Source organism: Thalassolituus sp. (assembly GCF_034111725.1).
In the GTDB taxonomy this organism is placed as follows: Bacteria; Pseudomonadota; Gammaproteobacteria; order Pseudomonadales; family Oceanobacteraceae; genus Thalassolituus.
The window spans coordinates 1-14272 of record NZ_JAWUWR010000018.1; the positions used below are offsets into that span (position 1 = coordinate 1).

The window sequence follows — 14272 nt, forward strand, 5'->3', positions numbered from 1 at the left end:
AGAGCCGGGGATAAACCGGTCCGTCTTTTGCTCGAATCGATCCATACGAAGCGTTCCCCGCAGCGCCGGGGATAAACCGGCGGCTTTAAAACTCTCGCCAATTTTTATCGAGCGTTCCCCGCAGAGCCGGGGATAAACCGCGCAAACCGCAGAAAACGCGGGCGTTGCGCAGGCGTTCCCCGCAGAGCCGGGGATAAACCGACGCATGCACTTTTCAAAAGCTATTCAGAAATGCGTTCCCCGCAGAGCCGGGGATAAACCGTTAAGCCAGTCAGGATTGTTCGCTACTCGTGCGCGTTCCCCGCAGAGCCGGGGATAAACCGGACGAGAAGGTTAAGGCCAAGTGCGATAAATAGCGTTCCCCGCAGAGCCGGGGATAAACCGGTTTCTTGGTGTCGATTGGCGGAATAATCAACGCGTTCCCCGCAGAGCCGGGGATAAACCGCAAGCGATAAGTGCGGGTGAGTTGATCATTGTGCGTTCCCCGCAGAGCCGGGGATAAACCGTCAATCATCTTTACATATTTATTTCTTCTATAGCGTTCCCCGCAGAGCCGGGGATAAACCGACTGTGAGTATTGGTGATCCTATGCCGGTTGAGCGTTCCCCGCAGAGCCGGGGATAAACCGAATAATTATTTCACTACTCCTCTTAAAACATCTGCTCTTCATTCGGCACCGACAATACGTCCTCGTAGCGCACTCCAGCTTGCCTCAATCTATCCCGAATAATACAAACCATAGGCGCAGCCAGCGATGCATCTTTGCTGATCAAGTTGTATTCAACAAACTCATATAGCGAATCTAAAGATCGGTGTATTAGATACAGTTTTTGGTGCAAAGATAAGGCGTCATCCAGTGTTGTCGGATGCGGTGGTCGATCGAGTTTGTCTCTTTTGTTTGTAGGTATAAACCAATTGACTTTTATAAACTATATGATTTAGCGTGTTTCTTGTTTCGAAACCGGAAACAATAAGTTAGAGGCAAGCTAAATGTTAAAACCACAAGACACGCTCATAGCGCTTAAGCTATGGGCCGATTATCAACAGCAGCTTGTGATGCCGTTGCGTGAGGCTGCGTCGTTGGTTGGTATCAGCGTGAGCGAGTTCAGCAAAGGTTTGCAACGCCTAGAAACGGCCAAACTGGTAGTAGCGCGCGATGGTCGTCGTTTTGTTGAGCGTGGTGCTTTGCTAGAGTGGCTTTGCTACGGCGTACGTTACGCCTATCCGGTTGAGCAAATCGGGTTTGGTCGTGGCGTGCCAACGGCGTGGAATTGCCCTCATGTGAAGTCGGATATCTTGCCGCCAGCCCCTGCAACTGTCTGGCAGCAGCCAAAAGGCACAATAGAGGGTGTGATGATTGCCCCAATTCATGATTCAGCGCCACTGGCCGCAAGTAATAACGCGCTGATGTATCACGCATTGGCATTGATAGATGCCGTGCGCTTAGGCAAACCAAGAGAGTTGGCAATCGCAAGGGAGTTGCTGATAAAGCTAATTAAAGGGACGTTTTGAGCGCATACGATATCAATATTGCTCAGTTGAAGAATATTGCACTGGCTTTGGATGATCTTCTTTCTGAGGTTACTTTTGTCGGTGGATGCACTACAGCGTTATTGGTAGATGCGTCTGCTTTTGAATGTACTGCCAGGAATCTTGAATAACGCGGATTCCGCTTCAAAAATTGAAAATATGCTCGGGATTATTGCAAGGAGTGCTCTAAACCCGAACCCCCATCTTAATTAAGAACAATAAGGCCGTTCATCAATGGCTTGCCACTGATAGAGCAGGAGCTTAAAAACTTTATCTCTTCCCTTAAAACATCTGCTCTTCATTCGCCACCGACAATACATCCTCGTAGCGCAGTCCTGCGTGCCTCAATCTATACTCGCGAAAAAGTTTCGCTCTTACAAAATGAAAGAAGCTGAGCTTAGCTTTCCATTAAATTAATATCGGCATATTGTCTCGCTTTTACGGTTTCGTAAAAGTTTTCATGCGAGCCAATACTCAGTAAATATAGGGTGAGCTTGCCATACTCAGTCCAGGAATATCCTAACAGTGTGAGTTGGCCGTTAATTTTAAACTTGTGTACCCATAGGATGCAGAATCTTCGAGCGGTATACTCAGGTATCAAACAACAGACCAAACCCCATGGATAAATTTACCCGCAATTATTTAATCGTGCTGTTATTTCCAGAGCTAAAAGGGGTGCCGGTCGGTGCGCCGGAAATGTTCGCAGCTCAACAGCGAATGGCCGAGATACAAAGCAAGGCTGGCAGTATCGTAATGGGCTTTGATGCGGTTTCTAGCGTGAAGTGGCAGCTAGATGAAGGCTGGCTGCGCAGTAATGGGGTTAATCCCGAGCTCTTATAGCAATAAGAGCGTTTTTGTTCATATTCTCTTTGGGTCTAGTCACCTACATTTTGCCCTCCCTCTCAGGTATCATGCGGCCTCAGATATTCTTGCTTTGAGGTCTTTGTGTCGAACACGCCGGTTACGTCCAATCCTATTCGTTTAACCGAATACAGCCACGGTGCTGGTTGCGGTTGTAAGATTTCGCCTAAGGTGCTGGATAGCATTTTGGTGTCGAAGTTGAACATTCCTATGGATGCCAACTTGCTGGTGGGTAATAGCAGCAAGGATGATGCGGCGGCGTACGACATTGGTAACGGGCAGGTGATTTTAAGTACTACTGATTTCTTTATGCCGATTGCGGATGATCCGTTCGATTTTGGCCGTATCGCGGCGACCAATGCGATTAGCGATATCTACGCCATGGGCGGCAAGCCGTTAATGGCGATTGCGATTTTGGGTTGGCCGATCAATGTGTTGCCGCCTGAGGTGGCTCAGCAGGTAATTGATGGTGGCCGTCAGGCGTGTATGGATGCCGGTATTCAGTTGGCGGGTGGTCATAGCATTGATTCGCCCGAGCCGATTTTTGGTTTGGCGGTGACGGGTATCGTCGAGAAATCGCGTCTTAAACAAAATAATACCGCATCTGCGGGTTGTGTCTTGTATCTCACTAAGCCGTTGGGTGTGGGTGTGTTAACCACGGCGCAAAAGCAGAAGAAGTTAAAGCCAGAGCACGAATTTTTAGCGCGCGATGTGATGTGTCAGCTGAATAAAGCCGGTGCGGATTTCGCGGGCATTGAGGGTGTTGAGGCAATTACCGATGTCACCGGTTTTGGCCTTATGGGACACCTGTTAGAGATCTGTGAAGGCAGTGGTGTGAATGCGGTTGTGCGCTATGGCGATGTCCCAACCCTTGGCCCAGTAAAAGATTATATAGCGTTGGGCTGTTTGCCCGGCGGTACGACCCGTAACTTTGAGAGTTATGGTCATAAGCTTGCGCCGCTGAGCGATGAGCAGCGCGCGGTGTTGTGCGATCCACAAACCAGTGGCGGTTTGCTGGTGGCGGTGCGTCCAGAGCAGGCGAGTGCGGTGGAGGCGGTATTAGCCCAACACGAGTTACCTTGCTGTCGTATTGGTGAGCTGGTGGCCACCGACACTAACAACCCAGTGCGAATTGAGGTGCAGGCGTGAGTCGCCCTGATACAAAAGATTTTAGCGCCATTTTTTTGCGCGATACGCCAATGATGGATACCCGTGCGCCACTGGAATATGCCAAAGGTGCATTTCCGCACACGGTGAGTTTGCCGTTAATGACGGATGCCGAGCGTGCAAAAGTCGGCACCTGCTATAAGCAACAAGGCCAAGACGAAGCGATTAAGCTTGGGCATGAGCTAGTATCTGGCGCTGTAAAAGAAGAGCGCGTGCAAAAGTGGCTGGCCTTTGCGGCAGCGAATCCCGATGGGTATTTGTATTGTTTTCGGGGTGGTTTGCGTAGCCAAATTACCCAGCGCTGGTTGGCAGAAGCTGGGTGCGAATATCCGCGTATTACCGGTGGCTATAAAGCCATGCGTCGTTTTTTAATTAATACGTTAGAGCGCGTTGTCGATCAGCGTTCGGCCATTATTTTATCGGGCCGTACCGGTTGTGCCAAAACCGATTTATTAAATACCTTACCGCATAGTATTGATCTTGAGGGCCTAGCTCATCATCGTGGCAGCACCTTTGGCAAGCGTCCGGCGGGGCAGCCATCGCAAATTGATTTTGAAAATAATTTAGCGATTCAGTTATTACGCAAAGATCATTATTTAGCGGGTAATGATGCGGCGTCGATTATTTTGGAAGATGAAAGTCTGCTAATTGGCCGCTGTGCCTTACCTGCGGTTTTGCGCGCGCGCATGGAAGGTTCGGGTGTGGTTGTGGTGGATGCCGAATTAGAAGATCGCGTAGAGCACAGTTTTAATAATTATATTTTGCATAAGCTGGGCGAGTGGCAAGTGCAAGAGGGTGATGAACTAGGCTTTGCTGGTTTTGCCGCTGATCTGCGCGATTCTATGCAACGTGTGCGCAAGCGTTTAGGGGGTGTTCGCCATGCGGAAATATCGGCTATTTTAGAGGCGGCTATTGCAGCGCATGAAGCCGGTGATAATAGCCTGCATCGCGATTGGATTCGCCCTATGTTAGAGCTGTATTACGATCCTATGTACGATTATCAATTAAATAAAAAAGCAGAGCGTATTGTATTTCGTGGTTCTGCTAGCGAAGTGCGTGATTACTTACTTAATAACTCAGGGTCTAGATAAGATTCTATTACGGAAATAAAAAGGAAATTCCTATGTTTAAAAAATGGCTTTCGGCGGCAGTGTTATTGGCTGCGAGTGCGCTAGTAAATGCAGAGACATTTACCTTTACCGCCATTCCTGATGAAGATGAGTCGCGTCTTGAAGAACGCTTTGGCAAGGTCGCTGCGTATTTATCCGAGCAGTTGGGCGTAGATGTTAAATACAGTCCGGTGAAGTCGTATCCTGCGGCGATTACTGCGTTCCGTAACGATCAGGTGCAGCTAGCGTGGTTTGGTGGTTTGTCGGGCGTGCGTGCGCGTTTGTTGGTGCCTGATTCTGAAGCCATTGCGCAAGGTTACGAAGATCAGTTCTTTAAAACCTATATCATTGCCAATACTAGCGCTGATTTAAAGGCGAGTGAGGAATTTCCTAAAGGCATTAAGGGTAAGAGTTTTACCTTTGGTTCTAAGGGGTCTACCTCTGGTCGTTTGATGCCTGAATTTTATATTCGCGAAGCGTTTAAAGCGTCGCCTGATGATGTGTTCTCGCGTGTTGGTTTTTCGGGCGATCACAGCCGCACCATCGCTGAAGTTCAATCGGGTGCTTATGAAGTGGGTGCCGTGAACTACAGCGTTTGGGATACCGAGTTGGCCGAAGGCAAAGTAGATCCTGCCAAAGTTAAAGTACTGTGGACAACGCCTACCTACCCAGATTATCAGTGGACGATTCGTGGCGATGTAGACCAGCGCTACGGCAAAGGCTTTAAAGAGAAAGTAACGGCGGCGTTATTGAATATGACCGATGCTGATTTACTGGCTAGCTTTCCGCGTCAAAGCTTTGTTCCTGCTAAAAATAGCGATTACGCACCCATTGAAGAAACCGGTGCAGCGATTGGTTTATTGGGCGACGATTAATAACTGATGATATTTCACTTAGATCAGCAAACATTTTCTTATGGTAAAAGCTCGGCGCATAGCGCTGGGCCTGCTGCTTTAAGTGATATTTCGCTTTCGATTAAAGCGGGCGAGAAGGTCGCTTTAATCGGCCCTTCGGGTGCGGGTAAATCCAGCTTATTGAATTTGCTTTATCACAATTCTCCTTTGCAATCGGCTTGGTGTCCGCAAGATGGCGGGTTGGTCGATTCATTGTCTGTGTATAACAATATTTTTAGTGGCGGGTTAGAGCGCCGTTCTACGCTCTATAACCTTGTGAATTTATTGCGCCCATTTGCTGCGCCTAAGCAAGAGATTGAGGCCTTGGCCCGCCAATTAGGCTTGCGCGATAAGTTGTTTACCTCGGTTGATCAATTATCCGGTGGGCAGCGGCAACGGGTGGCGTTAGGTCGCGCTATGTATCGTCAACAGCCGGTGTTTTTAGGTGATGAGCCGGTGTCGTCGTTAGATCCATTGCAGGCAGACGAGCTGCTGGCTTTGGTGTTAAAGCAACACGAAACTGCGGTTGTGAGTTTGCATAATCGCCGCTTAGCCCTAAATCATTTTGATCGTATTATTACTTTGCGGGCAGGGCGCTTTGTGTTCGATGGCCCGAGCGCCGGATTAACCATGGTGCATCTCGATGCCATGTACGAGGTGGATGCTAGTGCCGCTGAGTAATTTAGCGTCGGCTTCTTCTTTCTTTTCGATGCAACTTCAAGGTACAGGGCGACGATTATTTTGGCTGAGTATCGCCTTTATTGTGTCTGCGCTTGTATGTCTGCCGTTTGCCGATTTGCAATTGCATGCGGTTGATCCTTGGTTAGAGCTTTCTCATATTGCGTGGGGAATGATCACCCCTAGTTTTGCCCATTTAACCATTAACGAATTACTGCAAGCGTTAGGGCATACCGTCGCCTTTGCGTTGTTAGCGGTGGTGATATCCGTGCCTTTGGGCGTGATGTTCGCCATGTTATTTCGCTTTCGTGTTGTGCGCTGGGCGATGGCTTCAATACGTGCGGTGCACGAAATATTTTGGGGATTGCTGTTTATGCAAATCTTCGGATTAAGTGCCACTACGGGTCTACTCGCGATTTTAATTCCGTATACCGGCGTATTCGCCAAAGTCTTTGCCGAAATATTCGAACAGCAATCGCAGCTACCCACCCAGTCGATGAGTCCAAAAGCGGGGGCGTTAAGCCGTTATGTGTATGGCTTGATTCCGCAAAGCTATGGGGCAATGGCGGGTTATGTACGTTATCGCTTTGAGTGTGCTTTACGGTCTAGTGCCATTTTAGGCTTTATTGGTTTGCCGACGTTAGGCTTCTTTCTCGAAAGTTCGTTTAAACAAGGCGATTACAGCGAGGCGGCAGGTGTTTTTTGGCTGTTTTTATTGTTAATTGCGACGGTTCGATATTGGCTAAAACCACGATTTTGGTGGTTGTATGCCTTGGCCGCAATTGGGTTATTACCCGAAAGCCCTACGGTTTATGGTTCGACGGTTTGGCAGTTTTTTAGCCAAGATATTTGGCCAAGTTCTTTCGTACGCGGAGATTTAACCGCAAGCTTAAGTTGGCTAGATAAGCAGTTTTGGCAGGTGGCTTGGCCCGCTATCGGCACGACCTTGGTGATTACTCAGCTGGCCTTAGTACTCACTGGTATTTTAACGGTGTTGATGTATCCCTTGGCGACCAAAGTGATCGTGTTGAATAGCGTTCGGCTACCAAGCCGCTTTGTGCTTCTGTTTTTACGCTCGATGCCCGAATTGATGTTGGCCTTTATTTTTCTTTTGCTGTTCGGGCCGTCGGCGATTCCTGCGATTCTAGCGCTCGCCTTCCATAACGCCGGTTTGATCGCATTTTTATTGTCGAATGCGAGCGAGGCCGACGCGAAAGAACATGTAACGCAGGCTTTTGCAAAACGCCCCCTAGATCGCTACGTCTATCAAGAATTGCCACGTCGCTACACGGCGTTTTTAGCCTTTTTGTTTTATCGCTGGGAAGTGATTCTGCGCGAGAGCGCCATCATGGGGATTTTAGGGATTGCCACATTAGGCTTTTATGTTGATTCGGCGTTTGAAGATATTCGCTTTGATCGCGCCTTCTTCCTAATTATCATTACCGCGTTACTGAATATTTTTGTGGATGGTGTGTCGCGCAGTGTGCGCCAACGCGCGGGATTAACGACAGCCAACTTGGCTGTGCGCTAATCCTTTTTTCTTCTATTCGCCGTAGTGTTCTTTTACCCAATCTGGGTGCTTATACAGTATGCGTAAGTCTTTGTAGCGGCGAATATCTCTAAACATGGCAAGCCAGTCGTGTACTTGAAGATCCCATGCGCTATAGGGTTTCGATGGCATTCGAGTAACACCATATTTGATTTCGCCTGCGTCTTTTTCGGCAACAAATGTCCCGAATAATTTATCCCAAATAATAAAAACGCCACCAAAGTTGGTATCAATTTGTTTCGGATTACTGCCATGGTGTACGCGGTGATGGGATGGCGTATTAAATATTTTTTCTAGTGGCCCAAGTGTTCGTACTTGTTCAGTATGTAAGAAAAACTGGTACACCAAGTTGGCTTCAATTGCTATTAACGTCCAATTTTTATCAAAGCCCACCAGTGCTGCGGGTATCCACCATACAAGCCAGCCACCGGACAGTGCGAAGGTGAAGTTTTGGCGTAATGCGGTCGAAAAATTCATATGCTCGGATGAATGGTGCGTAACATGTACATTCCAAAACCAGCGTACTTTGTGCATCAGAACGTGGGCGACGTAAAAGCACAGGTCGATGAATACGATGATGGCCAGCACACTCCAGAGGCTTAATTCCGGATTCCACTTGAACCCGTATTGATAAACCCACTGGTAGAAGGCTTGAATAAACAGCGCAACGGCGATGCCGTCGACTACCTTGTAGGAAACCCCCGTCATCATGTTGGCCAGTGTCTCACGCCAGATATAGACACCGGTTTTGCCTTTGTGTCTGGCCCAGGCAAATTCACCGAGCATTACAGCACCAAAGATAACGCCAAAAGCGGCGATGAACATAAGCGCATGAATGACATCTTGCATGCCGATTTCCTAATTTGTTGTTTGATACCGGTGATTTTATGATCGTTTTCTAAATAACTATTGATCTTTTACGCCAGTTTTTTGATACTTTAAGCCGATTTTGTTTCTACGTGGATTTGTTATGGCCGTGCAGGCGCTTGCCCATCTTTCGGTTAGTGGTGACCTTGCTGCTCTTTTATGCGAGTTTTTGCGCCAGCGCGGTGATCTTAATAATCCCTTGTATAGCCGCTTGTTAAGGTTCGATGCTAACAAGCGTTTAACCTTTACGCAGTGGTGGCAAGCTCTAGATGAATTACAGCGAGTTTACCCAGATTTACCAGTAGGTGTGCTTGTGGGTAAAAGTGTGAAGGCATCACACCTAGGTGTTATCGGTTATTTAACTCAAGCATGTCACAACGTGCTGGAGGCATTTCAGCGTTTTGAGCGTTATCAACGTTTGCTGCACGATGGCGATAAAGCACGGTTAGTGGTCGATGGTGATACGGTTGGCTTGGTATGGTCGCGTGACTACGAGGCATCGACGCAGATCTCTGATGAAGTCTTTATCGTCGGTATGATGACCTTTATTCGCAGCATGACAGGGCAGCAAGATCTAAATGCGATTCGAGCCGATTTCTTTTGGTCTCAGTCACCGCAAGTGACCGCTCTTGTTGCCACACTCGGCGGAGAAGTGTGCTTCGATAAAGAAGCAAACGCCTTATGGTTGCCGTTTAGTGTGCTGCAACTTCCAGTAAAACAATCAGACTTTGCCTTGCGTGATTTGTTGGAGCAACAAGCAGAGGGTTTGCTTTCGGGGCTGAATCGCGATGAGGATTTTATTCATGCATTTCATACCGAACTTTTAAGAGCGTTACAAAATAGCGATCCAAAGGTAGGACGCGTAGCGAAAGCGTTGGCGATGTCGGAACGTACTTTGGTCAGACGATTAGAAGAGCAGGGAACCAATTTTAGAGAGGCATTATTGCAATTACGCTTGCAGCTGGCTTGTCAGTATTTATCCGAGCAACGGCTGACGTTAACGGAAATTGCTTTGTTGTTGGGGTATTCGGAACAGGCGGCTTTTGCGCGAACCTTCCGCAAGCTTACCGGGCAAACGCCGCGAGCGTATCAGCAAGATGCAATACGGCGGCGTAGGCGGTAATTAAAATTCCAGCGGCTACGGCGTTGGTAACAATTGCTCAATCATGAAGTCGGATAGTTCGCGTTTGGGGCCTGGTGCGATCGTTGTGATGATTTCACAGGTTAGGCCCACGGCCGTGCAGTGTTCGCCAATAAACGACGCATGTTTTGAGGAGTGAGCGATCAGTACGCGGGCAGCTCTTTTGGCTTCTTCTCGTTCGACGTCGTCAACAATGGAGTCGAAATCTAAATTAATCGGGCCGGCATCTGTACCATAGCGGTCGGGGGTTTTCTCCGAATAAATAGCCGCATCATCTGCCGTAAATAGAGCAGCTATATCAACCTTTGCATACATCTCGGGCGTTATTTGATCGCGGCTATCTACGTTGAACCAGTATAAGTCGTCTTCAAACTCAGAAAGCTCAGCCCAGTTTGGATCAACATCAACAATGCTTGCCCATTGAGTGGTGTCGTACGTTGATTGACCAGCAAGATGACCAACGACTTGGATCTTACTGGATTGTCTACGCACAGGGTCAGTATTAGTAGGTTCTGCAATATCATCAGCAACGCCTAAATATAATGCGGCACCGGCACCGGCAGAGTTGCCCCAAGCGGCAAAGTGCGCAGGATCTATGTTCAATGATGTAGCTCTATGCCGCAGCATTTGTACGGCTAAGGTCATATCTTCGCGAAGAATTTCGTCAAGCGTGTATTCTTTATCGGAGGTAACACGATAGTCTATCGTTGCAACGCTGATACCGGCCGCTAACAGCGTTTCTTTAACGTCAGTATCATCAACTTGAGTTTTAGTACCAGATTTAAAACCACCGCCGTGAATAAATATCGCCAGCGGGACCGGAGTCACGGAGTCAACGAGATAGATATCCATTACGTTCTCTTTATATTTGCCGTAACGCATATTTTCAATCGTTGGAGCCGTTTCAGCGGCAGCGTCGACTACAAATATCGGCAAAATCCAAGATAAGCACAGTGTGGCAGCCACGCCTTTTATTATAGTTTTCATTGTACTGCCCTCGATATAAAGCATCTGCTCGGCATTATTGCCAAGCGGAAAGGGAACTACCGGTTAATTCGCTAACAAATTTCTTTTCGGTGGCGAAGTACTGTTTTAGCGCTTCTTTACTCGCATCGTCAATTTGCGGAAGCGGCTTCTTACTGGTATTAAATTTACGGAAAAGCTCTGGAATACCACTGCGCTTAACGGTTTCAGTTAAACGGGTGTACCCCGCTTTCGCTAGCATTCGGTAGGTTTGCACCAATAAATTTTCTAGTTTAATAAAACGGTAGCTACGAGCTTGGTTACGACGTTCTTCTACACCGGGTGGTACGAAATTAACGTCTTTTAAACCTAAAAACTCAAAGACATCGCGGAAGCCTTTTTCGTAGTTCTCGTTAAAGTCTTCCAGTACGATGACTTTGATTTGTTCTGCAGGGAAGTTATCAAAGAACTGTTTTAAATACTGGGTGTAGCAGCCAAATTCTAGTTTCTTCTCGTCTTTAATGTAGTCAGAGAAAGGAACCGTTGGAGCAATGTCGCCTTTGCGCTGGGCATGAAGGTAATCAGAGAATGTACGGTAAATAGGATCACGTACAATGGCAATTATCTTAGCATCAGGGCAGTTTTCTTTGATGCGCTTCGCCGCTTCTGGATGGTACATATAGGTAACTGAAAACTCGCCTTTTAGAAGAGAGTCATCAGTACAGCCTTTAAATTGGCTGGCGTACCATTCAGGGCTATGTTGGTTAAACAAGTCGCTGAAGTAGTTAATCTCTTTTGGATTACCATCGTAAATTTCTGGGTGTTGAATAACATTCTCAAAAAACCATGTAGATCCGCATTTTCCAGATCCAACACCAATAAAGTCTACGATAGAGGACTTCGACATCGTTAATTACCCTTGTTTTTCAGCAGGCTGAACAGTTTCTAATGGTTTAATTCGAGCAGGATTTCCCATCGCAATGGAGTTATCAGGGATATCCGTAAGTACGAGGCTGTTGGCTCTAACGACAACGTTATTGCCGATAGTAACATCACCTAAAATTTTGCAACCCGGCTCAAGTGTGACGTTATCACCGATAATGGCTAAGCGCGGTGCTCCGCGAATATTACCCACGGTGACGCCTTCGTATACGGTAAAGTTATCGCCGATTTTTTCGGCCAATACGAAGATACCGCTGAAGTTCATCACCACCATGCCTTTGCCGATATTGGCGTAGGCTTGGATGCTAATGCCGGTGAGCATTTGTGTGATGTAGAACAACCCAAAGTACATAACTTTAAGCAGTAAGCCGAGCGGGCGAGGGGATACGTTTCCAGCGAAACGGCCAAAACGATACACGAGAACAGCCCATGTACCGCGTTGAGTGAGTAGCGCTAGCTTGTTGCCGAGTGTACTTTTGCCATATAAAAATGTGGCTTTTCGGCTAAGGTCGTTGTTTTTCATAAAATTACTTTATAAGTCTCTGCGAGTCGGTTGCTATTAGTAGTTAGCAATCTTGCCTTCGCGCTTTTCTGCCATCCAGTTGGTTTCACGATTAATGATTCGTGCTGGATTGCCGATTACGGTGCAATTGTCGGGTACGTCAGAAAGCACAACAGAGTTAGCACCTACTACGACGTTGTTGCCGATGGTGACATCGCCTAACACTTTCGCGCCCGCTCCCAAGAAAACGTTATTACCAAGTTTTGGTGGATTTGGTTTGCCGCGTAAATGACCGGTGGTTACACCTTGAAAAACGATACAATTTTCACCAATTTCTCCGCTGCTAATAAAAATTCCAGAGAAGTTATGAATAATGAATCCCGGCTTTATTTTCGCCGTTGAGGGAATGTAAATACCGAATCCTAATACAACTAAGACTTTGCCTAGGATGTACGGAAAGAATAACAATATGCGTAATACTTTATTTAGGCTTCTTAGCCATTGTCCGTAACGGAACACAATGACGGCGATGGTTCCTGGTTCCAGAAACACTCGTACGTTCTTCGTAAACCAACTTTTTTCACTTAAAAACCATTGTTGTTTAAAGCGAACGTCAGCCATTATTGTATCAATTAAGCCCATCTCATAATTCCTATTGAGCAATGCAGGTTTCGATGAATTTACCCATTTGTTCAAATGTATCGAACATTTCTGAACCTAATTCATCACTGTCAATTTCGATATCAAATTCTTCTTCCAGCGCGACAATTAAAGAAATGCGGTGGATAGAGTCTAAATTGAGGGCTTGATCAGCTGCCACATCCGTATAATCAGCTTGCGTTATGCTTGAGACAGTCGATTTTAAGCGCTCTAGCATGGACATAAATGGATACTCCGATTCAGTTTAATGTTTGTTTTGATACAGTCGGTACGGGAACTTTTCAGTTACCTGAATCACTGGTTCGTTATCAATATGGATTAGGTAAGTACGGCAAATTAATTCACCGCAATAGTAACTCTTGCTACCTGGAACCACTTCTTTTTTAATTTCACGATAGATGTCGATAACTTGGCGATAGGTTTCTAAGCCTTTATCGCGCAGCAATTCACCAATGCCTATGGTGCCGGCAATTAACTGATTGCGGACATCTTCTTCTAAGTGATTGATGTTAAGTACCGATGTCGCATACGCGTATACATCACCAGAACGCGTGCCTGAAATACTCACATCACGAAGCAAAACGTCATCGCCAGTTTTCAAGCCCATCTGCGGAATGTCGTTTTCTAGTGGTGCAACTCGTTGGCCCATTTGTTCAACTTGGATGGGTTCCCAGAAGTATGCCTCTAGTGTTTTTGTAACGGTTCCATCGGTAACTAGTAGCGTTCTAACGATGGGCGGGAAAGCTGCTATGTCTAACGATTCGTTACGATCGTTAGTAATAATTCCGCCTTCTACATAACCTTTGGTATTAAAATTATCCAACATGGCACATACCTCAATGGTGGCTACGCTTGGTATCTTATAGATACTTACGCAGGACTTTCCCTAATGGACTCTTCGGTATTTCGCTAATAAAATCGATGATTTTAGGAACTTTATACTCGACTAAATGTTGCGCACAGTGCGCTCGCACATCTTCTGCTGTTAAATTGCCGGAGCTAACGATCGCAACTTTCACCGCTTCTCCGTACAGAGGGTCTGGCTTGCCAAGTGCCACCACTTCGATAACACCAGGGAGCTGCTTAACAATTTTTTCAATATCTAGTGGATCAACTTTATTCCCGGCGACGTTAATCATCAGTTTTTTACGACCTGATATACGTAAGTAGCCATCGGCGTCCATTATGCCTAGATCACCCGTGTGGTAACCGTCATTTTTAAATGTTTCTGCTGTTAGTTCATCCAAGCCCGTGTAGCCATTTGTCATGGCGGCGGTTTGTATAATGACTTCGCCTTCAGATCCAGTAGGTACTGGGTGGCCGTCGTCATCAATAAGCTTGATGATGGTATTCGCTAATGGCTTACCGACAGAATTTCTATTGTCGGCATTTGGAGATGCATTAATGGCT

17 protein-coding genes and 1 CRISPR repeat array are annotated in these 14272 nt (G+C 46.8%); of the genes, 8 read left to right on the forward strand and 9 right to left on the reverse strand.

The genetic code is table 11. The features are described from left to right. Nucleotides 1–50: 50 nt before the first annotated feature. Nucleotides 51–628: direct repeats of the CRISPR family, unit length 29 nt; unit sequence GCGTTCCCCGCAGAGCCGGGGATAAACCG. Nucleotides 629–990: 362 nt separating this feature from the next. After that, the gene (locus UXZ23_RS02825; RefSeq protein ID WP_320819137.1) at nucleotides 991–1512 is read left to right on the forward strand and encodes a hypothetical protein; all 522 of its coding nucleotides are present in this window, start codon (nucleotides 991–993) and stop codon (nucleotides 1510–1512) included. A 415-nt stretch (nucleotides 1513–1927) separates the two neighbouring features. Here UXZ23_RS02825 and UXZ23_RS02830 read toward each other — a convergent pair whose 3' ends face one another. Continuing rightward, nucleotides 1928–2143 carry a type II toxin-antitoxin system RelE/ParE family toxin gene (locus tag UXZ23_RS02830; RefSeq protein ID WP_320819138.1) on the reverse strand — a complete coding sequence of 72 codons (216 nt, stop codon included), beginning with the start codon at nucleotides 2141–2143 and terminating at the stop codon, nucleotides 1928–1930. A gap of 5 nt (nucleotides 2144–2148) precedes the next feature. Between UXZ23_RS02830 and UXZ23_RS02835 the strand changes: the two genes are divergently transcribed. The 6 genes from UXZ23_RS02835 to UXZ23_RS02860 all read left to right on the forward strand — a co-directional run bounded on the left by UXZ23_RS02835 (nucleotide 2149) and on the right by UXZ23_RS02860 (nucleotide 7769). Beyond that, nucleotides 2149–2370 (forward strand): hypothetical protein, encoded by a 222-nt coding sequence (locus UXZ23_RS02835; protein ID WP_320819139.1) that lies wholly within the window; start codon nucleotides 2149–2151, stop codon nucleotides 2368–2370. Between the two features lie 135 nt (nucleotides 2371–2505). Further along, nucleotides 2506–3540 carry a selenide, water dikinase SelD gene (gene selD, locus UXZ23_RS02840; protein WP_414491454.1) on the forward strand — a complete coding sequence of 345 codons (1035 nt, stop codon included), beginning with the start codon at nucleotides 2506–2508 and terminating at the stop codon, nucleotides 3538–3540. Continuing rightward, complete coding sequence (mnmH, locus tag UXZ23_RS02845) at nucleotides 3537–4649, forward strand: tRNA 2-selenouridine(34) synthase MnmH (protein ID WP_320819141.1); 1113 nt, start codon at nucleotides 3537–3539, stop codon at nucleotides 4647–4649. Before selD ends, mnmH begins: the two co-directional genes overlap by 4 nt. 32 nt (nucleotides 4650–4681) lie before the next feature. Then, entirely contained in the window at nucleotides 4682–5542 is an 861-nt protein-coding gene (locus UXZ23_RS02850) for a putative selenate ABC transporter substrate-binding protein (RefSeq protein ID WP_320819142.1), read from the forward strand. A 6-nt stretch (nucleotides 5543–5548) separates the two neighbouring features. Then, entirely contained in the window at nucleotides 5549–6241 is a 693-nt protein-coding gene (locus UXZ23_RS02855; protein ID WP_320819143.1) for an ATP-binding cassette domain-containing protein, read from the forward strand. Further along, nucleotides 6228–7769 carry a hypothetical protein gene (locus UXZ23_RS02860; protein WP_320819144.1) on the forward strand — a complete coding sequence of 514 codons (1542 nt, stop codon included), beginning with the start codon at nucleotides 6228–6230 and terminating at the stop codon, nucleotides 7767–7769. The genes UXZ23_RS02855 and UXZ23_RS02860 overlap by 14 nt, the downstream gene beginning before the upstream one ends. Before the next feature lie 12 nt (nucleotides 7770–7781). Here UXZ23_RS02860 and UXZ23_RS02865 read toward each other — a convergent pair whose 3' ends face one another. Beyond that, entirely contained in the window at nucleotides 7782–8636 is an 855-nt protein-coding gene (locus tag UXZ23_RS02865; protein ID WP_320819145.1) for a sterol desaturase family protein, read from the reverse strand. Nucleotides 8637–8757: 121 nt separating this feature from the next. Between UXZ23_RS02865 and UXZ23_RS02870 the strand changes: the two genes are divergently transcribed. Beyond that, nucleotides 8758–9777: a helix-turn-helix domain-containing protein gene (locus UXZ23_RS02870; RefSeq protein WP_320819146.1), complete on the forward strand. Its 1020-nt coding sequence runs from the start codon at nucleotides 8758–8760 to the stop codon at nucleotides 9775–9777. A gap of 15 nt (nucleotides 9778–9792) precedes the next feature. Here the strand turns inward: UXZ23_RS02870 and UXZ23_RS02875 are convergent, their stop codons facing one another. The 7 genes from UXZ23_RS02875 to UXZ23_RS02905 all read right to left on the reverse strand — a co-directional run. Next, nucleotides 9793–10782 carry an alpha/beta hydrolase gene (locus UXZ23_RS02875; RefSeq protein WP_320819147.1) on the reverse strand — a complete coding sequence of 330 codons (990 nt, stop codon included), beginning with the start codon at nucleotides 10780–10782 and terminating at the stop codon, nucleotides 9793–9795. 34 nt (nucleotides 10783–10816) lie between these two features. Next, on the reverse strand, nucleotides 10817–11665 hold the full coding sequence (locus tag UXZ23_RS02880; RefSeq protein WP_320819148.1) for a sulfotransferase: 849 nt from the start codon (nucleotides 11663–11665) through the stop codon (nucleotides 10817–10819). A 6-nt stretch (nucleotides 11666–11671) separates the two neighbouring features. Further along, the gene (locus UXZ23_RS02885; RefSeq protein WP_320819149.1) at nucleotides 11672–12223 is read right to left on the reverse strand and encodes a serine acetyltransferase; all 552 of its coding nucleotides are present in this window, start codon (nucleotides 12221–12223) and stop codon (nucleotides 11672–11674) included. Between the two features lie 36 nt (nucleotides 12224–12259). Next, nucleotides 12260–12844 (reverse strand): serine acetyltransferase, encoded by a 585-nt coding sequence (locus UXZ23_RS02890; protein ID WP_320819150.1) that lies wholly within the window; start codon nucleotides 12842–12844, stop codon nucleotides 12260–12262. Nucleotides 12845–12854: 10 nt separating this feature from the next. Continuing rightward, entirely contained in the window at nucleotides 12855–13085 is a 231-nt protein-coding gene (locus UXZ23_RS02895; RefSeq protein ID WP_025265245.1) for an acyl carrier protein, read from the reverse strand. Nucleotides 13086–13106: 21 nt separating this feature from the next. Then, nucleotides 13107–13688, reverse strand: coding sequence for a chorismate--pyruvate lyase family protein (locus UXZ23_RS02900; RefSeq protein ID WP_320819151.1), 582 nt, complete (start codon nucleotides 13686–13688; stop codon nucleotides 13107–13109). 34 nt (nucleotides 13689–13722) lie between these two features. Then, a partial coding sequence (locus UXZ23_RS02905; RefSeq protein ID WP_320819152.1) for a class I adenylate-forming enzyme family protein occupies nucleotides 13723–14272 on the reverse strand: 550 nt, incomplete at its 5' end.

Bases quoted from the DNA above. Each gene is read 5' to 3' on its own strand.
- UXZ23_RS02890 (WP_320819150.1), bottom strand. From the start codon at position 12,844: ATGGGCTTAATTGATACAATAATGGCTGACGTTCGCTTTAAACAACAA.
- UXZ23_RS02870 (WP_320819146.1), top strand. From the start codon at position 8,758: ATGGCCGTGCAGGCGCTTGCCCATCTTTCGGTTAGTGGTGACCTTGCT.
- UXZ23_RS02835 (WP_320819139.1), top strand. From the start codon at position 2,149: ATGGATAAATTTACCCGCAATTATTTAATCGTGCTGTTATTTCCAGAG.
- UXZ23_RS02825 (WP_320819137.1), top strand. From the start codon at position 991: ATGTTAAAACCACAAGACACGCTCATAGCGCTTAAGCTATGGGCCGAT.
- UXZ23_RS02885 (WP_320819149.1), bottom strand. From the start codon at position 12,223: ATGAAAAACAACGACCTTAGCCGAAAAGCCACATTTTTATATGGCAAA.
- UXZ23_RS02865 (WP_320819145.1), bottom strand. From the start codon at position 8,636: ATGCAAGATGTCATTCATGCGCTTATGTTCATCGCCGCTTTTGGCGTT.
- UXZ23_RS02875 (WP_320819147.1), bottom strand. From the start codon at position 10,782: ATGAAAACTATAATAAAAGGCGTGGCTGCCACACTGTGCTTATCTTGG.
- UXZ23_RS02900 (WP_320819151.1), bottom strand. From the start codon at position 13,688: ATGTTGGATAATTTTAATACCAAAGGTTATGTAGAAGGCGGAATTATT.
- UXZ23_RS02850 (WP_320819142.1), top strand. From the start codon at position 4,682: ATGTTTAAAAAATGGCTTTCGGCGGCAGTGTTATTGGCTGCGAGTGCG.
- UXZ23_RS02855 (WP_320819143.1), top strand. From the start codon at position 5,549: ATGATATTTCACTTAGATCAGCAAACATTTTCTTATGGTAAAAGCTCG.
- UXZ23_RS02880 (WP_320819148.1), bottom strand. From the start codon at position 11,665: ATGTCGAAGTCCTCTATCGTAGACTTTATTGGTGTTGGATCTGGAAAA.
- UXZ23_RS02895 (WP_025265245.1), bottom strand. From the start codon at position 13,085: ATGTCCATGCTAGAGCGCTTAAAATCGACTGTCTCAAGCATAACGCAA.